20 protein-coding genes are annotated in these 21,187 nt (G+C 39.2%); 7 read left to right on the top strand and 13 right to left on the bottom strand.

Annotated elements, in window-relative coordinates:
* Position 1: 1 nt before the first annotated feature.
* On the top strand, positions 2 to 1,420 hold the full coding sequence (locus ABIB30_RS07690) for a glycoside hydrolase family 30 protein (protein ID WP_354300721.1): 1,419 nt from the start codon (positions 2 to 4) through the stop codon (positions 1,418 to 1,420).
* Positions 1,421 to 1,502: 82 nt separating this feature from the next.
* Here the strand turns inward: ABIB30_RS07690 and ABIB30_RS07685 are convergent, their stop codons facing one another.
* Positions 1,503 to 2,906: an MAC/perforin domain-containing protein gene (locus ABIB30_RS07685; protein WP_183865878.1), complete on the bottom strand. Its 1,404-nt coding sequence runs from the start codon at positions 2,904 to 2,906 to the stop codon at positions 1,503 to 1,505.
* A gap of 287 nt (positions 2,907 to 3,193) precedes the next feature.
* On the opposite strand from ABIB30_RS07685, the gene ABIB30_RS07680 reads away from it, so the two are divergent.
* Positions 3,194 to 3,658, top strand: a complete 465-nt coding sequence (locus tag ABIB30_RS07680; protein WP_354300719.1) for a hypothetical protein — start codon at positions 3,194 to 3,196, stop codon at positions 3,656 to 3,658.
* Positions 3,659 to 3,672: 14 nt separating this feature from the next.
* On the opposite strand, the gene ABIB30_RS07675 is transcribed toward ABIB30_RS07680, so the two are convergent.
* Positions 3,673 to 4,359: an RluA family pseudouridine synthase gene (locus ABIB30_RS07675; protein WP_068403383.1), complete on the bottom strand. Its 687-nt coding sequence runs from the start codon at positions 4,357 to 4,359 to the stop codon at positions 3,673 to 3,675.
* 2 nt (positions 4,360 to 4,361) lie between these two features.
* Entirely contained in the window at positions 4,362 to 5,177 is an 816-nt protein-coding gene (gene panB / locus ABIB30_RS07670; protein WP_183865880.1) for a 3-methyl-2-oxobutanoate hydroxymethyltransferase, read from the bottom strand.
* 260 nt (positions 5,178 to 5,437) lie between these two features.
* On the opposite strand from panB, the gene carA reads away from it, so the two are divergent.
* From carA to ABIB30_RS07645, 5 genes are all read left to right on the top strand, one after another.
* Complete coding sequence (carA, locus tag ABIB30_RS07665) at positions 5,438 to 6,550, top strand: glutamine-hydrolyzing carbamoyl-phosphate synthase small subunit (RefSeq protein ID WP_354300716.1); 1,113 nt, start codon at positions 5,438 to 5,440, stop codon at positions 6,548 to 6,550.
* Between the two features lie 99 nt (positions 6,551 to 6,649).
* On the top strand, positions 6,650 to 7,417 hold the full coding sequence (locus ABIB30_RS07660; protein ID WP_354300714.1) for an ABC transporter ATP-binding protein: 768 nt from the start codon (positions 6,650 to 6,652) through the stop codon (positions 7,415 to 7,417).
* 12 nt (positions 7,418 to 7,429) lie between these two features.
* Positions 7,430 to 8,521 (top strand): ABC transporter permease, encoded by a 1,092-nt coding sequence (locus ABIB30_RS07655; protein ID WP_354300712.1) that lies wholly within the window; start codon positions 7,430 to 7,432, stop codon positions 8,519 to 8,521.
* Between the two features lie 110 nt (positions 8,522 to 8,631).
* The gene (eno, locus tag ABIB30_RS07650) at positions 8,632 to 9,924 is read left to right on the top strand and encodes a phosphopyruvate hydratase (protein ID WP_354300710.1); all 1,293 of its coding nucleotides are present in this window, start codon (positions 8,632 to 8,634) and stop codon (positions 9,922 to 9,924) included.
* An 81-nt stretch (positions 9,925 to 10,005) separates the two neighbouring features.
* Positions 10,006 to 10,305 carry an FtsB family cell division protein gene (locus tag ABIB30_RS07645; protein ID WP_354300708.1) on the top strand — a complete coding sequence of 100 codons (300 nt, stop codon included), beginning with the start codon at positions 10,006 to 10,008 and terminating at the stop codon, positions 10,303 to 10,305.
* Here the strand turns inward: ABIB30_RS07645 and ABIB30_RS07640 are convergent.
* From ABIB30_RS07640 to ABIB30_RS07595, 10 genes are all read right to left on the bottom strand, one after another.
* Positions 10,302 to 10,913, bottom strand: a complete 612-nt coding sequence (locus ABIB30_RS07640; RefSeq protein ID WP_068403394.1) for a trimeric intracellular cation channel family protein — start codon at positions 10,911 to 10,913, stop codon at positions 10,302 to 10,304. The two genes, ABIB30_RS07645 and ABIB30_RS07640, sit on opposite strands and share 4 nt — an antisense overlap.
* A 13-nt stretch (positions 10,914 to 10,926) precedes the next feature.
* Positions 10,927 to 13,008, bottom strand: a complete 2,082-nt coding sequence (locus tag ABIB30_RS07635; RefSeq protein ID WP_354300706.1) for a hypothetical protein — start codon at positions 13,006 to 13,008, stop codon at positions 10,927 to 10,929.
* A gap of 185 nt (positions 13,009 to 13,193) precedes the next feature.
* Positions 13,194 to 13,937 carry a 3-oxoacyl-[acyl-carrier-protein] reductase gene (gene fabG / locus ABIB30_RS07630; protein ID WP_354300704.1) on the bottom strand — a complete coding sequence of 248 codons (744 nt, stop codon included), beginning with the start codon at positions 13,935 to 13,937 and terminating at the stop codon, positions 13,194 to 13,196.
* Positions 13,938 to 13,976: 39 nt separating this feature from the next.
* Positions 13,977 to 15,032, bottom strand: coding sequence for an agmatine deiminase family protein (locus ABIB30_RS07625; protein WP_354300702.1), 1,056 nt, complete (start codon positions 15,030 to 15,032; stop codon positions 13,977 to 13,979).
* Positions 15,016 to 15,891, bottom strand: coding sequence for a carbon-nitrogen hydrolase (locus ABIB30_RS07620; RefSeq protein ID WP_354300700.1), 876 nt, complete (start codon positions 15,889 to 15,891; stop codon positions 15,016 to 15,018). The genes ABIB30_RS07625 and ABIB30_RS07620 overlap by 17 nt, the downstream gene beginning before the upstream one ends.
* Positions 15,892 to 16,034: 143 nt before the next feature.
* Complete coding sequence (locus ABIB30_RS07615; protein WP_084359331.1) at positions 16,035 to 16,250, bottom strand: cysteine-rich CWC family protein; 216 nt, start codon at positions 16,248 to 16,250, stop codon at positions 16,035 to 16,037.
* A gap of 77 nt (positions 16,251 to 16,327) precedes the next feature.
* Positions 16,328 to 18,706 carry a ribonucleoside-diphosphate reductase subunit alpha gene (locus ABIB30_RS07610; RefSeq protein ID WP_354300698.1) on the bottom strand — a complete coding sequence of 793 codons (2,379 nt, stop codon included), beginning with the start codon at positions 18,704 to 18,706 and terminating at the stop codon, positions 16,328 to 16,330.
* Between the two features lie 78 nt (positions 18,707 to 18,784).
* Entirely contained in the window at positions 18,785 to 19,756 is a 972-nt protein-coding gene (locus tag ABIB30_RS07605) for a ribonucleoside-diphosphate reductase small subunit (RefSeq protein ID WP_354300696.1), read from the bottom strand.
* Positions 19,757 to 20,140: 384 nt separating this feature from the next.
* Complete coding sequence (locus ABIB30_RS07600; RefSeq protein ID WP_354300694.1) at positions 20,141 to 20,539, bottom strand: septal ring lytic transglycosylase RlpA family protein; 399 nt, start codon at positions 20,537 to 20,539, stop codon at positions 20,141 to 20,143.
* Positions 20,540 to 20,676: 137 nt separating this feature from the next.
* Entirely contained in the window at positions 20,677 to 21,153 is a 477-nt protein-coding gene (locus ABIB30_RS07595) for a methionine-R-sulfoxide reductase (protein WP_354300692.1), read from the bottom strand.
* Positions 21,154 to 21,187 lie beyond the last annotated feature (34 nt).

Genomic DNA, 21,187 nt, shown 5'->3' with positions numbered 1-21,187 from the left:
TATGAAGAAGAATATTTTATTTGCTTTTGCGATTGCGCTATCGGCGTGTTCAGCAAAAAGAACAGCAACAGATCCTAACCGGTCTGCTGCTGCAAGCAGTGAAGTTAAATACTGGCTCACTAAAGGCGATCAATCAGCCTTATTACAAGAACAGCCAACGACTTTAAAGTTTGGGACAGCTCAATCTGCCAATTCTGTAATTAGTGTTGATGAAACACAGAAATTTCAAACCATTGATGGCTTTGGCTATACTTTAACTGGTGGTAGTGCCGGCTTAATCAATGCATTGGATGAAAAAGCGAAAGATACCTTGTTGCAGGAGCTCTTCTCTACAAAGAAAAATGGTATCGGAGTAAGTTACCTGAGAATCAGCATCGGTGCCTCCGACCTGAGCGCAGATAACTTTACCTACAATGAATTACCAGCCGGACAGACTGATATTAATCAGGATAAGTTTTCTATAGCGAAAGAGATGACAGATTTAGTACCTGTTCTGAAAAGGATTCTGGCCATTAACCCTGATATTAAAATCTTAGGTTCCCCATGGACTGCTCCTACCTGGATGAAAACGAATAATAGTTTTAAAGGTGGAAGCCTGAAACCAGAGTATTATGAATCTTATGCCAAATATCTGGTCAAATATATTCATGTGATGAAAGCTCTGGGAATTACAATTGATGCAATTACGATTCAAAATGAGCCTTTACATCCTGGAAATGTGCCGAGTATGTATATGGAAGCAAAAGATCAGGCTATCTTCATTAAATCTGCTTTAGGCCCGGCATTTAAAGCTGCTGGCGTTAAAGCAAAGATTATCATTTATGATCATAATGCAGATCGCCCCGATTATCCAATCACGATCCTGGATGATCCACAAGCAAAACAATATGTTGATGGATCAGCTTTCCACTTATACGGAGGCCAGATCACCGCATTGTCTAAAGTGCATGAAGCACATCCGGACAAAAACCTGTATTTCACAGAACAATGGGTTGGCGGGCCAGGTAAATTTGATGATGATTTAAAATGGCATGTCTCGACCTTAGTAATTGGAGGAACCCGCAACTGGAGCAGAAACGTTTTAGAGTGGAATTTAGCTGCCGACCCATTATATGGCCCACATACTATCGGAGGATGTAAAAATTGTTTAGGAGCCATTACAATAGCTCCTGCGATAACCAGAAACGTAGCTTATTACATTATTGGGCATGCCTCTAAATTTGTAAGACCAGGATCTTACAGGATCGGATCCAACATCACTGCTAATTTACAAAACGTAGCGTTCAGGACACCAGATGGAAAAACTGCATTAATCGTTGTCAATGGGAATACTGCTGAAAAAACCTTTAACATTCAATATCAAGGAAAAACAGTAGAAACTTCATTGCCGGCAGGTGCCGTTGCAACTTACGTCTGGTAAACATAAGCAGCGTAAAAATGGGGCTTTGATTAATTTCAAAGCCCCATTCTTTTTTACAGCTCATTGTGAACTGCGCATTATATTAATTAGGGACATAAAAGGCAATCCCTTCATTCCTGAAACCACCATTCCCTATAGTAGGTTGATTATCTGGTGTAAAATAATGATCACTGTTTCTTGAATCATAATACACATAAACCGGAGTTCTTTCTGCACCTGCCGATAAATAAGCGTGAAATGCTATACCTTCATTTCTGAAACTGCCACCTCCAATAGTGGGTTGATTATCTGGTGTAAAATAATGATCGCTTGATCTTGAATCATAATAAACATAAATAGGTACTGTTCCTGTAGCGGGCGCTGAAAAAGCATAAAAAGCTATCCCCTCATTTCTAAAATTACCGTTACCTATAGTTGGCTGATTATCTGGCGTGAAATAATGATCACTGTTTCTTGAATTATAATAAACATAAACCGGAACATCCCCTAACGCTTTTACTCCTTTATCTCTAAAATACTGATCAATATATAATCTTACAGCTTCTTTTTTTGCAGGATCACTAATCAGATCAGAAAGTGGGATAGCTCCGTCTCTTACAATTTCAATTAATGTCGCATTTGCCGCAGTACAGGTACTTTGCCAATTGCTAATATTCACTTTTGTGATAGGCTTATCCAGCTCAACCTCTCCTATTACCCCTTTAGTACCGTCTCCGCCAACAGTACGGTAACTTAAAGTTTGGTTAGTATTAGTTTTAGCCAGACTTTCATCATAAGTAAAATCAGCACTTAATGAAAAAAACTTGATCAGCCCATGCGCAGCTGCTCCAGCTGTTGCTGCTTTCTTTTTATCTGAGCTGCTGGTTGTAGAGCGATAATTGATCTCAAGCTTTGCGCCCAAAACGATATTACTCAATACATGAGTTCCATAAGCCACCACTAATTGCTGCGGAGTCATTGTATTGATATCGGATTTAAATGCATCTGATAAATAGTTAGCTATAATCAGTTCTTTGGATGCATTGACCTTAACCGATCTTTGTTTATTAATCTGCGAGAGGTGAGCATAAGAATATTTACTGGATGCTTTCATAGAATCCTTATAAGATCCGTATACTGTTCCACCAAAAAGCTTAAAGTCAGTTGAAGCACTAAATTTACCGGATAAATCACGGGAGTAATCTTCTGAATTTGCACCGGATTCTATTGTAGTGTACTGATCCGGGGCAAGACTATTTTCAACCCTGTCAGGCTGCTCAAGCTTTAATTTTGCAATATCAATAACTTTAAATCTTGAGGCACTTGCATTGCCATATTCCCCTGTTGCATCATATCCGTAGCCTAATAAGTCATACAGGCCGTCTCCACCAGAGTTTACTTTACGAACATCTTCAGGATTTCCGGATACATTTTTTAATTGATCTTTTTTACATCCGGCTATTGTACCCAATAATAGCAGAATGAACAGAGCGTAGTTTTTCTTCATAGTTGTCTTAAATATTAATCTACATAATTTAAATTGATCGAATATAAAAACTAATTACACACAAAACCAATTAAAATAATTATAAAGACAAAATAAAACTATTCAAAAAACAAAAAAAGTAATTTTAATTAAATAGATTATCACATCAATATTAAAAAGAACTTAACTTGTATGCTAGCTATTGATAAAGCCTGAAGTTTTCCATATTTTCTTTTTCTGGCCAGACTCTTGTGCTAAACAATCGATATACTTATTTTTAGCAGAGAAATCTGCATAAAAACACCAGCATGAAAAAAACAATTTTATCACTAACCATCCTGGCAGGACTTTTTGCTGCCTGTCAGCAAAATAAAACTACAGAACAAAAAATAGATAGCCTGGCTACAACACCAGACACGAACGCTTCCAAAGCGAAAGTATGCTATGCCTATATTAAAGACAAAGACACAGTTTCCCTATCCTTAATTACTGCAGGAAACGCAGTAGCAGGCAACTTAAACTATAATTTTTATGAAAAAGATAAAAATGCCGGCACTATCGCAGGAATAATTAAAGGAGATACGATCATTGCAGATTATACTTTTCAATCTGAAGGGACAACTTCTTACAGACAAGTCGCATTCGTCAAAAAAGGAGACCAATTGTTCGAAGGTTACGGCCCAACGCAGGAAACTGATGGCCGAAGAGTATTTACCAATTTAGCAGGCTTAAAATACGGGGATATTACCCTATCGCCAGTAAACTGTAAATAAGGAACGTTGAATCCTTAAAAGGACTCAAAACGTTCCCAAAATCCATCTACAGGAAGTTTGGCAAAGATATTTACCGGTTCTTTTTTAACCGGGTGAAGAAATTGCAATCTTCTGGCGTGCAAACAAATACTTCCCTTACGGCTGCCACGTGGGTAGCCGTATTTATTATCTCCAACAATCGGACAGCCTAAAGTAGAAAGCTGTACTCTTATTTGATGAGAGCGCCCTGTTAAAGGATCAACCTCAATCAGATAATATCCACCAAGTTCACCAAGCAGCCTATAGCTTAATTCAGCACGCTGACTTCCCGGAACTTCGGTATTATGCGGCGTAACCACATTTGTTTTTGGGTTTTTAACCAGCCAGTGTACCAGTGTCCCGGAAATATTAGCCGGACGATTGCGTACAACCGCCCAGTAAGTTTTCTTAACCTCCCTGTTTTTAAAAATAGCATTCATTCTTTCCAGTGCCTTACTTGTCTTTGCAAATAAGATCACCCCGCTTACCGGGCGGTCTAAACGATGTACTACCCCTAAAAATGCACTGTTAGGCTTATTATATTTTTTGGCGATGTACCTTTTCACCATATCTTCCAATGGCTCATCACGAGTTTCATCCACCTGGACAATATCACCTGCACGTTTACAAATCGCGATCAGGTGGTTATCTTCGAAAAGTACATCTTTATCAGTTACCGACATTTTTAGTATTGCTCCTTTTCATTTGGAAAGTCATTCGCTTTCACATCCTTAATATATGCTTTTGCAGCACCTAAAATTCCGTCATATAAATTAATATACTGACGTAAAAAGCGTGGTTTAAAGCCTTTAGTTAAACCGATCATATCGTTTACCACTAAAACCTGTCCATCACAATGTGGCCCTGCCCCTATTCCGATAACCGGGATATGAAGACTTTCAGAGACTTCTTTAGCCAGCGCAGCAGGTATCTTTTCCAATACAATTGCAAAACAGCCAGCATCCTGTAAAGCCTTAGCATCAAGTTTAAGCTTTTCAGCTTCTTCTTCACCTTTAGCTCTTACCGTGTACGTTCCGAATTTATAGATCGACTGAGGAGTTAAACCCAAGTGGCCCATTACAGGAATACCAGCAGTAATAATTCTGGAAATAGAATCGACCACTTCAGTACCGCCTTCCAGTTTTACACCGTGAGCACCTGATTCTTTCATGATCCTGATTGCAGAGCTTAAAGCCTCTTTAGAATTACCCTGGTAAGAACCGAAAGGAAGATCCACTACGACAAAAGCGCGTGTTGCACCTCTTACGACACCCTGTGCATGATAAATCATCTGATCCAGTGTAATCGGCAAAGTAGTTTCATGGCCCGCCATTACGTTTGAAGCTGAATCACCAACCAGTAAAACATCAAGTCCTGCATCATCCAGAACCGTAGCCATGGAATAATCATACGCAGTTAACATCGATATCTTCTCACCACTCTGTTTCATCTCTTGCAGAATGTGGGTCGTAATACGCTTTACTTCTTTGTGTATAGACATAAATTTATGCTTTTAGGGGAGCAAAATTAGGGTATTCAATTGAGAAAATTACCCTAAAACCAATTATATAAGGGATATCTAACGTAACAATTCAATCCTGATAAAAAAAATATGGATTTAAAAGATGAAAAAGCTATCTTTGTATCCCGAAATGAACGGGTTAAACAACAGCACATTTGTTAATCAATATAGCGACCTCAAAACCGCAAATCTTCATTCATTAATCCCTTTTTTAAACTTTATTTTTCATTTTAATTACGATGACTAACTACACCAAGTTACCTGCTATCCTGTTATTGGCTGACGGTACTGTTTACCACGGTAAAGCTGCCGGAAAGATTGGTACAACGACAGGAGAGATTTGTTTCAACACAGGAATGACGGGTTATCAGGAAATTTTCACTGACCCATCTTATTTCGGACAAATCATGGTCACTACGAATGCCCATATTGGTAATTATGGAATTCATAAAGAAGAAATCGAATCAGATTCGATTAAGATTGCAGGACTGGTTTGCAAGAATTACAACATCGGCTATAGCCGTAAAGAAGCAAATGAATCTATACAGGACTATTTCCAGGATGAAAACATCGTTGGGATCTCTGATATCGATACCCGTGCTTTAGTAAGGAAAATCAGAGATCAGGGAGCAATGAATGCGATTATCTCTTCTGAAATCACTGACATCGAAGAACTGAAAGCTAAATTGGCACAAGTACCTTCTATGGACGGATTGGAACTATCTTCACAAGTTTCTACTAAGGAACCTTATTTCTACGGTTCACCGGATGCGGCTTATAAAGTTGCAACCCTGGATTTCGGGATCAAGAAAAACACGTTACGTAACTTCGACGAAAGAGATTTATACGTACAGGTTTTCCCTGCAAAAACGACTTTTGAAGAAATGGACAAATGGGGAGCTGATGCTTACTTTGTGTCTAACGGCCCTGGTGATCCATCGGCAATGCCTTATGCCATTGAAACTGTGAAACAAATTCTGGCTTCAGACAAACCACTTTTCGGTATTTGTTTAGGTCACCAGTTATTAGCGCAAGCTAACGGAATTGGTACCATGAAAATGTTTAACGGCCACAGGGGATTAAACCACCCGGTAAAAAATATCATTAAAAACCACTGTGAAGTAACTTCTCAAAATCACGGTTTCGGTGTAATCCCGGAAGAAGTAAGAAGTTCTGATAAAGTGGAAATCACCCATATCAACTTAAATGACCAGTCGATCGAAGGAATTCGTGTGAAAGGCAAAAAAGCATTCTCGGTACAATACCACCCTGAATCTTCACCTGGCCCGCATGACTCCCGTTATCTGTTTGATGACTTCGTGAAACTGATCAAAGGCGAATTAAGCTGGTAGACTGGTAACCACCGGTTCTAACCATCATTTTACCGACATTTTAAGAAAGGATTGAGTCACATCAATCCTTTTTACATTAAACCTTGTTACATTTATCTCATGGATAAAACGAATACCATTATCAGTGTCCGTAATCTGGTAAAAAACTATGCTGACTTCAAAGCAGTCAAAGGGATTAGTTTCGACGTCTATGAAAATGAGATTTTCGGACTGCTTGGCCCTAACGGTGCAGGAAAAACGACTACATTAGAAATTATCGAAACACTTCGGGAAAAAACTTCCGGAGAAATCACAGTAGATGGATTTTCTGTAGATAAAGATGCCAATGAGATCAAAAGGATTATTGGTGTACAATTACAGGCCGCAGGTTATTACCCCAATCTGAACCTGGTGGAACTTATGGAACTCTTTGCTGGTCTGTATGGTGTAGCTATCAAACCGATGGAAATGCTGGAGAAAGTAAACCTTCAGGATAAAGCCAAAGCAAAATTCAAAGCCCTTTCCGGCGGACAGAAACAACGCTTCTCTATTGCGACAACATTACTGAACTCTCCTAAGATCATTTTCCTCGATGAGCCTACAACGGGACTTGACCCTCAGGCGCGCCGTAATTTATGGGACCTGATTATTGACATCAGGAACAATGGAACTACGGTTGTGCTGACCACTCATTATATGGATGAGGCAGAACAACTGTGTGACCGCGTAGCTTTTGTAGAGCATGGAGAAATCATTGCACTTGACACCCCCGATAACCTGATCGATCAATTAATCAGCAGCGGATTCGAAAGAAAAAAAGAAGTTAAAAAAGCTAACCTCGAAGATGTATTTATCAATCTTACAGGCCAGGAATGGCGTGAAGGCTAAATGAGCTCAAAAATGAACAAATCATATAACAATACTAAAGCTACACTGGCGCTTGCCAAAGCAAGTTTCAGATCTATTACCCGCAGCCCTTCAGCTGTAGTTTTCACCCTCGCCTTTCCACTGATTTTTATCCTGGTCTTTGGCTTTCTGGGCGGTGGCGGCGTTAAATTAGATCTTGCCGTAGCCCCAGGATCGGATATGCAGAACCCAGTGATTATCGCCTTGCAACACACTTCTGTAGTTCACCTGATTACTGATAAAAGCGAAGTTGAGCTTCAGCAGCGCTTAGAAAAAGGAACGATTGCTGGTGTAATTGATGTCCATAAAAACATCGTGGATCAACCAGCTTATCTGGCAAACGTAAAATATACTTCCGCATCGATGGATAAAGGAAACATCCTGAAGTCGATACTGAACAACCTGATGTATACTTTAAATACGAAAGATTTGAAGCCATCGGTAGCAGAGCTGAAAGAAAGTACTGTTCATGGCAGAACTTACCGCACAATAGATTTTATCCTGCCGGGACAGCTTGGTTTCTCTTTATTGAGTACCGGCGTTTTTGGAACAGCTTTCGTATTCTTCAGTTTAAGACAAACCCTGGTGATTAAACGTTTTTTTGCCACTCCGGTAAAAAGATCGAGCATTATCCTTGGGGAAGGGCTGGCAAGAATAGGCTTCGCCTTAATTGGTGCGTTATTTATCATTCTGATCGGCCATTTCTTTTTCCATTTTACGCTCATCCATGGGTTCACGACAGTGGTTAACATGCTGCTGCTTTCCACTATCGGTGTCATTGTGTTTATGGGCTTCGGTTTTGTCGTTTCTGGTATCGCAAAAAGTGAAAGCACTATTCCTCCTATCTCAAATATTATTACCTTACCACAATTTTTATTATCTGGTACGTTCTTCTCTATAGAGAATTTCCCAAACTGGCTTCAACCAATTAGCAGGGCCTTACCGCTTACCTATTTGAATGACGCGATGAGACAGGTTGCTTTTGAAGGCGCCGGACTATGGGATGTGAAACAACAGATTTTAATCATGGTGATCTGGGGAATAGGAATATACGCGGTAGCGGTGAAGGTATTCAAGTGGGAATAAAATTATAGGAAAATCAATCCTGATAATTTATAATTTTATTTTAACTTTGATCATCACCTGGTAATTGTATTATTTACACTAAGGAGATAAAAACACTTAAAACAACTAAAATGAGTTTAATTATTGATGTTCATGCAAGGCAAATCCTCGATTCTAGAGGTAACCCTACTGTTGAAGTAGAAGTAATCACTGAAAATGGCCAAATGGGCCGTGCTGCTGTACCATCTGGTGCAAGTACTGGTAAACACGAGGCTGTTGAGCTAAGAGACGGAGATAAGAAAGTTTACATGGGCAAAGGTGTATTAAAAGCCGTTGAGAATGTGAACAAGAAAATAGCTAAAGAACTTCAGGGTATCGACGTTTTTGAGCAAAATCTGATTGACAAGGCGATGATCGACCTTGATGGTTCAGAAAACAAAGGAAATCTAGGAGCTAATGCAATCTTAGGTGTTTCTTTAGCAGTAGCTAAAGCAGCAGCAGCAGAAAGCAGACAGCCATTATACCGTTATATCGGTGGTGTAAATGCAAATACATTACCTATTCCAATGATGAACATCTTAAATGGTGGTGCACATGCGGATAACAAAATCGACTTCCAGGAGTTCATGATTATGCCATTGGGAGCTAGCAGTTTCTCTGAAGCATTACAAATGGGAACTCAGGTATTTCACCACCTGAAAGACGTATTAAAGAAAAAAGGTTATTCAACAAATGTTGGTGATGAAGGTGGTTTTGCACCAAACATCGGTTCAAATGTTGAAGCAATTGAAACTGTTTTAACAGCGATTGAAACTGCAGGTTTCACTCCTGGTAAAGATATCTGGATTGCTATGGATGCAGCTGCATCTGAAATGTATGATTCAAAAACTAAAACTTACAACTTCCATAAATCATCTGGTGAGAAATTAACTTCTGACGAAATGGTTAAGTATTGGGTTGACTGGGCTAATAAATATCCTATTATCTCAATTGAAGATGGTTTGGATGAAGATGACTGGAATGCATGGGAAGCTTTAACATTAGCTATCGGTAACAAAGTACAGTTAGTAGGTGATGATTTATTTGTAACTAACGTTAAACGTTTACAACAAGGAATCGATAAAAGTATCGCGAACTCTATCTTGGTTAAAGTAAACCAGATCGGTACTTTGACTGAAACTATCAACGCAGTATCATTGGCACAAAACAGTGGTTACACGTCGGTAATGAGTCACCGTTCAGGAGAAACTGAAGATACAACTATCGCTGATTTAGCAGTAGCTTTAAACTGTGGTCAGATCAAAACTGGTTCGGCTTCACGTTCTGACAGAATAGCTAAATACAACCAATTATTACGTATTGAAGAAGAATTAGGTTCTGCAGCACGTTTCATTGGTAAAGATTTCAAATTCTTGAAAAAATAAGCTGATTTTTCAGTTTTAATAGAAAAAGCATAGTCGGAAACGGCTATGCTTTTTTGTTTTATAATTTATATCTTTGTTTATATGAACAGATTACTGGAAATCTTTCGCAACAAGTACTTTCTCTCTACCGCAGCATTCGCAGTATGGATGTTATTCTTTGACAAGAATGATATGCTCTCGCAATACGAGTACCGCACAGAAGTACACAAGCTGCAGGAAGAAAAAGATTTCTATGAAAAGCAAACTGCCCAGGTGAAAAAAGATCTTAACGAACTGAACACTAACCTGAACACCGCAGAAAAATTTGCAAGAGAGAAATACTTCATGAAAAAAGACAATGAAGATGTTTTTGTGATCATTAAAGCAGCTCCTAAAGACTAATAGCCAAATCTCGGCAGCGAAAGTTTATAGCGAACTACTACTACCCTGAGTGCAAAGATAAATCCGATGACCAATACTTTTGCCACATCAGCTTTCAGGTTAAAAAACAATAAAGTAAAATATAAGATCCCGCCCAGAATACAGGCCGTAGCATAAATCTCTTTCTTAAAGATCAGAGGAATAGTATTCAGCAAAGTATCCCTGATTACTCCGCCAAAACAACCTGTAATTGTACCCAGTGCAATACAAATCCCCGGACTCAAACCAAAGGCTATCCCCTTTTGAATCCCAAGAATAGTAAATAACCCCAGCCCCATCGAGTCAAACAGAAACAGCGTTACAGTAAACCGTTTCCGGTGTCTTTTCAAAACTATGGTTAATAGTGAAGTGACCAGGATCAGTAAACAGTAATTTACATCTCTCATCCATTTAACCGGGGTATCGCCCAAAAGCAAATCCCTGACTGTACCACCACCAATAGAAGTTACAAAAGCAATAATCAATACTCCAAAAGGGTCAAGGCGCCGCTGTATAGCAGAAAACGAACCAGAGATCGCAAAAGCAATGGTTCCTAAAATTTCGATAACCTGAGAGGTAGTGAATTCCATAAATTAACCTTTATTACAGTGCCGAATTTCTTTTACGTACAAACCATTCTATACTGAGCATGACTATAATCAGCACAAATAAACTTTTCAAATTAATCAGCTCCTCATACTTGCGATCCTCATAACTCAGTGTTTTCAACTGGTTACTTTGCAGCAAGTCATTCTTAATTTTCAAAAGTTGGTCTGGAAGATACAATTTTCCATTGGTCTGGTTAGCTAACTGATACAATAATTGATGATTTGCAAGAGTCTGCTGGAATTCGGCAGTTAAAGTCTTGACGAAAAATGAACCTTTATCCTGGTAAGGCTGATTACCGAATGTTGTACTGGCAGTATAACTGTAATTACCCGGAGGCAATACACCGGCATCCAGCTGATAAGAGGATTCATACCTGGAAAAAGTAAAATTATAAGTCTTGCCCTTTTCATCTTTTAATAACAATTTGACATCTGGTGTATTCACCGGCTGATAGCTATCATTATATAAAGACGCATTCAGCAATACCGGATCATTCTCTTCAAAAGTATTTTTAACCGGCCTGACTTTGAATTTTCTTTTATCATCCTTCACAGAAAGATACTGCACTACTTTACCCATCAGGTCATTGAATACAGGAGTCTGCGGATTTTCACGGGCTTCTGACAGCCTCCACTTCCATAAACCTTCTCCAATCAGATATCCCACTTTACGTCCGTTATCATTCATAAAAAACAACTGAGGACGATCAGTTTTCGCTTTTCCATTCCGCTGGTCCAGTACAACCTGCTGCGTTCCTAAAATCTTAAACAAGCTAGCTGGTGACTGTAAAGGATCAAAATTTTCAATGACTTTACGAGAAACAGGATCCAGATCGAATACAGAAAGGTTTTGATCAATAGCACTATATTGATATTGAGGGCTGGAATTTCCAGAAAAGCTAACCTGTTGCTGCACCTGATTAAATCTGCCCGGGTTACTTTGCATGCCCACCACGTACCAAAGCGGAACTTTCGCTGTCTTTATTTTCGCCAGAAAACTACCAGCGTCAAATTGATTATCCGGCAATTGATAAAGAATGATTAACCCATATGCCTCCGGATCGATCTTCAGCAGCGCATCATTCAGGACTACCGAAACCTCATGATGTTTATTTAAGCCGATCGCCTGCTTTAAAGCTGCCAGATCCGGATGCGGGCCTGCTGCAGCGATCAATATCTTCTGACGTGCATCAATTACATCTACTAAAGTCTGATAAACATTATTTTTCGTGGAAATCTCCTTATCCACAGGGGCTAATGAAACGGTATATTTATGCTGACCAATTTTTGAGGCCTTTAAATTAACCGGAATGTTTTTCGAAAATTGAGCTGTATTTACCTGGATAGTTTTTTCATCTATTTTTTTCCCGTCTTCCAGCACCGTTAGCCGAATTGGAATCCCATCACATTGAAATGCCAGTACCTGTACCTCCATCCTGAAATCATTATCCAGGTAAACCAGGTCATTCACATTCACTGAACTGATCAATATATCCTTTTTAGGAATCGTATCTCCCAAAGCAATCGTATAAACCGGCGCTTTCAATAAAGCCAGCTCCTGTGCAGGATTTCCCCCCCGGTTAAAAATTCCATCAGTAGCTATAATTACCGCTCCGACGTTTTTATTGAGCAGTTCATCATTGAGTTTACTGATCAGCTGTGCAGCGTTAGTAAGTTTACCTTTATAGCTAAAATCAAGCCCGTTAACCACACGATCGCTAAAACTATAGGCTCTTACCTCATATTGCTCAGAAAGCTCAGCCTGAAGCTGCTGAAGAGATTTCCTGTATTTCAAACTATCAAATCCTGCAGACTTAAAAGCAGCAATAGATTCTGAGTTATCCTGTGCAATAACTACAATTGGTTTCTCCAGTGTATAACTTGTCTGCTTAATTAACGGGGAAAATAAAAGCCACAAGATCAGGGTGAGTGTCACAGCCCTGATAGCTGCTAAACCTATCTTTACCGGGCGGGTCAGATTCGGACTCTTTCCATAAAGCAACCATGCACAAAATAAACCGGCTGTCAGACAGCCAGAAAATGCAAGGAAATTATAGAAATTAAAAGTATCGTTCATAGGTCAGGCTAAAGATGCTGAATTTTTAAAAACTGGCTGCATAATTCTTTATAAAAAATCAGTTTCATTTGCTTGTTTTACCAGCATTTAACCTAATTCCACCAGAATAAAAAGGGGGTAAAGACTTTCCTGTAACAGCAAATTCTTTCCCCCCTTTAAATAAAGTTTAATAGCTTGACTTGCGCTTATAACATACCGCCGCAAACAGACAATACCTGCCCGGTTACGTATGCACTCATATCAGAAGCAAGGAATACGCAAACATTTGCCACATCTTCAGGCTCACCCGCACGTTTCAATGGAATACCTTCTTCCCAGCCTTGAACAACTTTAGGATCCAGTACATCAGTCATCTCTGTCCGGATAAATCCTGGAGCAACAACGTTAGTACGTATATTTCTTGAGCCTAATTCTTTCGCAACTGATTTAGAGAAACCAATAATACCAGCCTTAGAAGCTGCATAATTAGCCTGACCAGCATTTCCCTGCACGCCTACTACCGAGCTCAGGTTAATGAAAGATCCTTTACGGGCCTTCATCATCACTTTTGAAGCTGCTTTAGTTACGTTAAACACAGATTTCAAGTTAACATTGATTACGTCATCCCAGTTTTCTTCACTCATACGGATCAATAAACCATCTTTAGTAATACCAGCGTTGTTAACAACGATGTCAATTGTACCAAATTCAGCAACGATATCACTAATTAGTTTTTCTGCTTCATTAAATTTAGAAGCATCAGAACGGTATCCTTTGATTTTAGTACCGAAAGATTGTAACTCCTGCTCTAAAGCTTCTCCTTTTTCTACTGAAGACAGATAAGTGAAAGCAACATTCGCACCCTGTTCTGCAAATTTCTCCGCTATTTTGCGGCCTATTCCTTTTGAAGCACCAGTAATTAATGCTGTTTTTCCTTCTAATAGTTTCATGTAGTGGTTGTATATTGTTTTTTATAAAATTTAAACTTTTTAAACTGCTGGTTCCTGCTGGCTTAAGCAATGAAAACTACCCAATCCCCAGATAATATCTGTAGAATCAATTCCCACGACTTTCCGGTCAGGGAAAGCACCTCTGATAAGATCCAGGGCAATTTCATCATTCACATCTCTGAAAGTAGGTACAATTACCGCAGCATTTGCAATGTAGAAATTAGCATAGGAAGCAGGTAAACGTGTATCCTCATGGATAACTGGCGATGGCATTGGCAACTGGATGATATTTAAAGGCTCACCGTTCAGTAAATGCATCGCTTTCAGCTCTTCCAGATTTTCCTTTAAAAGTATATAATTCTCATCCAATGGATTTGACTCCACTACAGTTAATACCGTATTTGCACTCACAAAGCGGGTAATATCATCAATATGACCATCTGTGTCATCACCTACAATACCATCTCCAACCCATAAAATCTGTTCTGCGCCATAACATTCTTTCAGGTATTCTTCAATCTGTTCCTGATTCAAATGTGGATTTCTGTTTGGATTTAACAGACAAGCTCTGGAAGTTAAAATCGTTCCTGCGCCGTTAAACTCCACAGACCCACCTTCCATTACAATACCCGGGTTAAATACCGGCAAACTAAAATGATCTGCAATACGCGTAGGTATGATGTCATCCAGTTCATAAGGAGGATATTTTCCGCCCCATGCGTTATAGCCCCAGTCAATCACCACTTTTTGCTGCTCCGCTTTTGGATTCAACAGAAAAGCAGGCCCATGATCACGGCACCAGGCATCATTGCTAGGATTGAAATAAAATTCTATCTGCGTTAAATCTGCACCCGCTTCCTGCAATTTTGAAATTGCGAAAGCTTTAGTTGCTTCATCGTTTACATTGATTCTTACTTTTTCTCCCTGCGCCACGATTTTGATAAACTCACAATATGGTGCGTAAATCAGATCAATTTTACCAGGCCATGAAGCCTCTTTATGCGGCCAGGTTAACCAGGTAGCCTCATGTTTAGCCCATTCAGCAGGAAAGCTATAACCGGCTTTCTTCGGAGAGTTATCAAATAGACTCGTCATCTATATATCTTTTGGTAATTGGTGAATAAGTATCAATTCTTCTGTCACGTAAAAATGGCCAGTGTGTTCTGTAACGGTCAGATTTAGACAAGTCAAGTTCTACCACTTTCAGTTCTTCCTGATCGTGTGTAGCCTGGTATAAAAGTGAACCAAAAGGATTAGATACAAATGACCCTCCCCAGAAAGATACACCAGCCTCTTCACCAACCCTGTTGATACTTACTACAGGTACACCATTTGCGATAGCGTGTGAACGCTGAATGGTCTGCCATGCATTGTATTGTTCTTTATTCGTTTCCTCATCCTGTGTCGTTGCCCATCCTATTGCAGTTGGGTAAACTAAGAAATCAGCACCCATCAGCGCAGTAATTCTTGCAGCTTCAGGATACCATTGATCCCAGCAGATCAGGACACCAATTTTCGCATATTTGGTTTTGAATACTTTATAACCTAAATCACCAGGGGTGAAATAGAATTTTTCATAAAATCCAGGATCATCCGGGATATGCATTTTACGATATTTACCTAAATAGGCCCCATCTGCATCCAGAACAGCAGTAGTATTATGATATAATCCTTCCGCTCTTTTTTCAAACAGGGAAGCAACAATGACTACATTTAATTCTTTGGCAACAGCCGATAAAACATCGGTAGACGGGCCAGGGATAGTTTCTGCTAATTTGAAGTTCTCATACTCTTCAACATCACAGAAATATAGTGAGGTAAAAAGCTCCTGCAGGCAAACCACCTGGGCACCCTGAGCCGCTACTTCACGGATCTTTGCAATTGCTTTATCTAAATTTTCTTGTTTGCTACTGGTGCAGGTCATCTGCACCAATCCAACTTGTACTTTAGCCATTCTTTGAATTTTTGTGACCACAAAGTTAGCAGAAAAAAAATTCTGTACTTCATTATTCTGAAAAGCGTATCTCAGCTATGATCAGAGCCTGAAAATCAGAATCTGGCAAAGGGTTGCCCCGGTATTCCGGACAGGAAGATATTTTAAGTAGCTGGATTTGAAGTTAGTGAATCTCTGTATTCCTGTTGTAATTCAAACAGACATTTAGCACAAAGACAACTGTCATAATGTTCACTGATATACTGTACTTCATTCAGATCAAGATAGACCACACTGCACTGACATTTAGTGTAAGAGTTAGCCTTGCACTCAATTGGCACACCGCAACGTTCGCATGGTATAATTTCGTGTTTAGCCATTAAAAAGGGTCTTATACAACAAAAGTACGGTAATTTGACTTACCGTACTTTATGCCTTTCATTTTATGAGATTTAGATTATCCTGAGCAGCTGATGCAGCCTTCTTCCATAGAACAGACAGGGCCATCAGTAATTTCTTCCACTACCTGGTCAATATGTGCCGGAATTACAGGTTCCATATTTTTACCAGCCTGGTTTTCTACAGTGAATTTCACCGCTTGTGACGCAGCCTGAGTACGCAGGTAATACATTCCTGTTTTTAAACCTTTTTTCCATGCATAGAAGTGCATTGAAGTTAGTTTAGAAGTATTAGGTGCATTGATAAACAAGTTAAGGGATTGCGACTGGCAGATATAAGCACCACGATCGGCAGCCATATCAATGATACTACGCATTTTAATCTCCCAAACTGTTTTATACAATTCTTTGATATAATCTGGTATTTCAGCGATATCCTGGATAGAACCGTTAGCTAAAATAATTCTGTCTTTCATTGCTGGTGTCCATAAACCTAAAGCAACTAAATCTTTCAATAAGTGTTTGTTAACCACGATGAATTCGCCGCTCAATACACGTCTTGTATAGATGTTTGAAGTATAAGGTTCAAAACATTCATTGTTACCCAAAATCTGAGAAGTTGAAGCTGTCGGCATTGGCGCAACCAGTAAAGAGTTACGTACACCGTCTTTAACTACTTGTTTACGCAACGACTCCCAGTCCCAACGGTTACTTGATGGCGTTACATTCCAAAGATCAAACTGGAATTTACCTTGTGATAAAGGAGAACCTTTGAAAGTTTCATAAGCTCCATCTTGAACAGCAAGATCGTGCGAAGCAGTCATTGCAGCAAAGTAAATAGTTTCAAAAATCTCTTTATTCAGCTCTCTTGCGCCTTCACTTTCGAAAGGTAAACGCATTAAGATAAACGCATCTGCAAGTCCCTGTACACCTAAACCAATTGGTCTGTGGCGCATGTTGGAGTTCCTTGCTTCTTCTACCGGGTAAAAGTTATAATCAATGATTTTATTCAGGTTTAAAGTAGCCTGGTAAGTTACATCATATAATTTCTGGTGGTCGAATTCTCCATTGATTACATATCTTGGTAAAGCCAGTGAAGCTAAGTTACATACCGCAACTTCGTCTTTAGAAGTATACTCAATGATCTCTGTACACAAGTTAGAACTTTTGATAGTTCCTAAGTTCTGCTGATTAGATTTACCGTTTGCCGCATCTTTATACAACAGGTAAGGTGTACCTGTTTCAATTTGTGAATCCAGGATAGCGAACCATAATTCCTGTGCTTTGATCGTTTTACGGGCACGGCCTTCTTTTTCGTAACGTGTATATAACGCGTTAAATTCTTCTCCCCAGCATTCTGCTAATCCTGGTGCTTCATGCGGACAGAACAGGCTCCATTCGCCATTTTCTTCAACACGCTGCATAAATAAATCGCAAACCCAAAGTGCATAGAACAAGTCACGTGCGCGCATTTCTTCTTTACCGTGATTCTTACGCAAATCAAGGAAAGCGAATACGTCGGCATGCCAGGGCTCTAAATAGATAGCGAAAGCACCTTTACGTTTACCTCCACCCTGATCGACATAACGTGCAGTATCATTGAATACTTTTAACATCGGTACGATACCATTACTGGTTCCATTTGTTCCGCTGATATAAGAACCTGTAGCTCTTACGTTGTGAATACTCAATCCGATACCACCTGCACTTTGTGAAATTTTAGCAGTTTGTTTTAAAGTATCATAAATTCCTTCGATACTATCATCCTGCATCGATAATAAGAAGCAAGATGACATTTGAGGTTTAGGTGTCGCTGCATTAAACAAGGTTGGTGTAGCATGTGTAAACCAACGCTCACTCATCAGGTTATAAGTAGCAATTACACTATCAATATCACCTTTGTGAATTCCGACAGAAACACGCATAAATAAATGCTGCGGACGTTCTACAATTTCACCATTAATTTTTAGCAGGTACGATTTTTCAAGGGTCTTGAAACCAAAGTAATCGAAACCAAAGTCACGGTCATAGATGATTGTGCTGTCTAATAAATCAGCATTCTCCTGGATAACTTCCCAAACATCCTCAGCGATTAAAGAAGCTGATTTTTCAGTTTTAGGATCTATATATCTATATAACATTTCCATCGTCTTTGAAAACGACTTCGTGGTATTCTTATGTAAATTTGATACGGCTATTCTAGAGGCTAATAAAGCATAGTCCGGGTGTTTAGTGGTTAAAGAGGCAGCAGTCTCAGCAGCAAGATTATCTAATTCTGAGGTTGTAACACCATCATACAATCCTTCAATTACTTTCTTGGCTACATCTATAGGATCAACAAGTTCCACATTAAAGCCATAACATAACTTTTCGATTCGGGCAGTGATCTTATCAAACCGCACCGCTTCTTTGCGACCATCTCTTTTTTCTACAAACATATATTCTTAAGGTTTTATGCTGCTTATTCTCGTTGTTCAAAGCAATTCCGAACATAGGCAACAGTTTATATTCTTTTATTAAAAGTCATCATCCAGAGAGAAAGCCGAAGCTTTGTCTTCTGAAGACGTTAACACACCACTTTTCTGGTAATCGCCAACACGTTTTTCAAAGAAGTTGGTTTTTCCCTGCAAGGAGATCATCTCCATGAAGTCAAACGGATTAGTAGCATTATATATTTTATCATACCCCAGCTCACTTGACCATCTGTCGGCCACGAATTCAATATACTGAGACATTAATTTGGCATTCATTCCGATCAGTGCAACTGGCAGTGCATCTGTCACAAATTCTTTTTCTATTTCAACGGCATCTTTGATGATACCATGAACTGCTTCCTGAGAAAGTCTATTTTTCAGCATTTTGTAAAGCAGGCACGCAAATTCACAGTGCATACCTTCATCTCTTGAGATCAGCTCATTGCTGAAGGTCAAACCTGGCATTAAACCACGTTTCTTCAACCAGAAAATTGAACAAAAACTTCCGCTGAAAAAGATACCTTCTACAGCTGCAAAAGCGACCAGACGTTCTGCGAAGTTTCCTCCGTCAATCCAGCGTAATGCCCATTCTGCTTTTCTCTTTACACAAGGTACAGTCTCAATAGCGTGGAACAGTCTGTCTTTCTCAGCTTCATCCTTGATATAAGTATCAATTAATAAGGCATAAGTTTCAGAGTGGATATTTTCCATCATAATCTGGAAACCATAAAAGCAACGCGCTTCTGGTAACTGGACTTCACTCATAAAGTTGACTGCAAGGTTCTCATTCACAATTCCGTCGCTGGCTGAGAAAAATGCCAGGATGTGAGAGATAAAGTGGCGCTCTCCATCATTAAGATTATCCCAGTGTTTTTGATCATCAGACAGATCAATCTCTTCGGCCGTCCAAAAACTAGCTTCACTCTTTTTGTACATTTCCCAGATTGCCGGATATTTAATCGGCAAAAGTACAAAGCGATCTTTGTTCTCTTTCAGTAATACTTCTTCTTCCATGGGTATATTATAAGGGTAATAAACGATTGTCAATAGGTATAAGTCTTCTTCAATAGTCTTTTCAGCAGACTGGTTTCAATAAATCAAAAGTTTCACCTAAAATCAGGCTTAATATCTTAGCATAAAATATTAACTACTAAACCTTTATCTAACAAATTATTGATAATAATGTCAGAATATTTGTTAAAACAAATATAAACTTTGAGGCTTTTAAACGTTAGCAATAGTTCTTAACAAGCGGACGTAGTTATCCACACTGCGGGACAAAAATTACAGTTAATTTACTTTGTAAAGTTGTTATTGTTTTCTGTTGTTATCAAAGAGGCTTAGAAAAACTGTTGATAACATTCGCAATTCTGACTATTGCTACCTGATATTCAGGATTTAAGAGGATTTATCGTAGCTGATTTTCACTTTGGACTGTCCTTTTCTAAAAAAACCGAGGTCTTTGGCAGCTTGTTCCGAAACGTCGATAATATATCTTTTTGTAAAAGGGCCTCTGTCATTGATTTCCACATCTACTGATTTTCCGGTTGCGATGTTGGTTACTGTAACAATTGTACCGAATGGAAGTGAGCGGTGAGCGGCTGTTAATTTTTTTCGCCGGTATTTGGCCCCGCTTGTAGTTCTTTTACCTTCAAACTTCCTATGATAATAGGTTGCCATTCCTGTTTTTATTAGCGAAGAACTGTCTAAAGCTGTACTGTCTAGCGCTGTAGTATCTCCTTGTGCGTCAACTTGCAAGAACAAGAATATACTCAATAAAAGCAAACAATATCTCATATTTAATTTTGTTGGTGAACTTTCAAAGGTAAGTAAAAAAAGTATATACCACCAAACTAAAAATGCCCAATGAACTGATCATCGGGCATTTACGTAAATTAAAAAGGTTATTTTACGGGTTTAAACACCCTTAAAAGCTATTTATCAGGAACAAAATTCATGGAAATTGAGTTCACACAGTTTCTTGTGTTTTTAGCGGTAAATCCTTCCCCCAGGAACACATGTCCAAGGTGTGCTTTACAGTTAGCACATACGATTTCAGTACGCGATCCGTCTGCATCAGGAATCCGGATTACAGCCCCTTTAATTTCGTCATCGAAACTCGGCCATCCACAGGAAGATTCAAATTTTGATTCAGAACGGTAAAGAGCTGCATTGCAACGCTTGCAGGTATAAGTACCTTTTGCTGTATTTTTCAGAAGCGTTCCTGTGCCTGGGTATTCTGTGCCTTTATGCACAATTACATCTTCTTCTTCTGCGGTTAATTTATTCCATTCCATTTTTCCGTTGGTTTTTGAAGGTGATTCTTTTTGTTGTTTCTGAGCACAGGCCATCAAGCTGCAAATGCAAACCAGCCCGGCTACTAATATCGATTTACTGATGATCGTTTTCATACTTTATATACGTTTAACGGCCCACTTCAGTTTT

The sequence above is a fragment of the Pedobacter sp. UYP1 genome, from assembly GCF_040547305.1.
Lineage (GTDB): Bacteria > Bacteroidota > Bacteroidia > Sphingobacteriales > Sphingobacteriaceae > Pedobacter.
This window is presented reverse-complemented; position numbering and strand designations above follow the sequence as displayed.

Coding starts and splice junctions, on each gene's coding strand:
- ABIB30_RS07610 (WP_354300698.1), bottom strand. CDS start 18,706: ATGTTTGTAGAAAAAAGAGATGGTCGCAAAGAAGCGGTGCGGTTTGAT.
- ABIB30_RS07675 (WP_068403383.1), bottom strand. CDS start 4,359: ATGTCGGTAACTGATAAAGATGTACTTTTCGAAGATAACCACCTGATC.
- ABIB30_RS07615 (WP_084359331.1), bottom strand. CDS start 16,250: ATGGCTAAACACGAAATTATACCATGCGAACGTTGCGGTGTGCCAATT.
- eno (WP_354300710.1), top strand. CDS start 8,632: ATGAGTTTAATTATTGATGTTCATGCAAGGCAAATCCTCGATTCTAGA.
- ABIB30_RS07690 (WP_354300721.1), top strand. CDS start 2: ATGAAGAAGAATATTTTATTTGCTTTTGCGATTGCGCTATCGGCGTGT.
- ABIB30_RS07600 (WP_354300694.1), bottom strand. CDS start 20,539: ATGAGATATTGTTTGCTTTTATTGAGTATATTCTTGTTCTTGCAAGTT.
- ABIB30_RS07625 (WP_354300702.1), bottom strand. CDS start 15,032: ATGACGAGTCTATTTGATAACTCTCCGAAGAAAGCCGGTTATAGCTTT.
- ABIB30_RS07685 (WP_183865878.1), bottom strand. CDS start 2,906: ATGAAGAAAAACTACGCTCTGTTCATTCTGCTATTATTGGGTACAATA.
- ABIB30_RS07640 (WP_068403394.1), bottom strand. CDS start 10,913: ATGGAATTCACTACCTCTCAGGTTATCGAAATTTTAGGAACCATTGCT.
- ABIB30_RS07605 (WP_354300696.1), bottom strand. CDS start 19,756: ATGGAAGAAGAAGTATTACTGAAAGAGAACAAAGATCGCTTTGTACTT.
- ABIB30_RS07655 (WP_354300712.1), top strand. CDS start 7,430: ATGAACAAATCATATAACAATACTAAAGCTACACTGGCGCTTGCCAAA.
- panB (WP_183865880.1), bottom strand. CDS start 5,177: ATGTCTATACACAAAGAAGTAAAGCGTATTACGACCCACATTCTGCAA.
- ABIB30_RS07620 (WP_354300700.1), bottom strand. CDS start 15,891: ATGGCTAAAGTACAAGTTGGATTGGTGCAGATGACCTGCACCAGTAGC.
- carA (WP_354300716.1), top strand. CDS start 5,438: ATGACTAACTACACCAAGTTACCTGCTATCCTGTTATTGGCTGACGGT.
- ABIB30_RS07595 (WP_354300692.1), bottom strand. CDS start 21,153: ATGAAAACGATCATCAGTAAATCGATATTAGTAGCCGGGCTGGTTTGC.
- ABIB30_RS07635 (WP_354300706.1), bottom strand. CDS start 13,008: ATGAACGATACTTTTAATTTCTATAATTTCCTTGCATTTTCTGGCTGT.
- ABIB30_RS07660 (WP_354300714.1), top strand. CDS start 6,650: ATGGATAAAACGAATACCATTATCAGTGTCCGTAATCTGGTAAAAAAC.
- fabG (WP_354300704.1), bottom strand. CDS start 13,937: ATGAAACTATTAGAAGGAAAAACAGCATTAATTACTGGTGCTTCAAAA.
- ABIB30_RS07645 (WP_354300708.1), top strand. CDS start 10,006: ATGAACAGATTACTGGAAATCTTTCGCAACAAGTACTTTCTCTCTACC.
- ABIB30_RS07680 (WP_354300719.1), top strand. CDS start 3,194: ATGAAAAAAACAATTTTATCACTAACCATCCTGGCAGGACTTTTTGCT.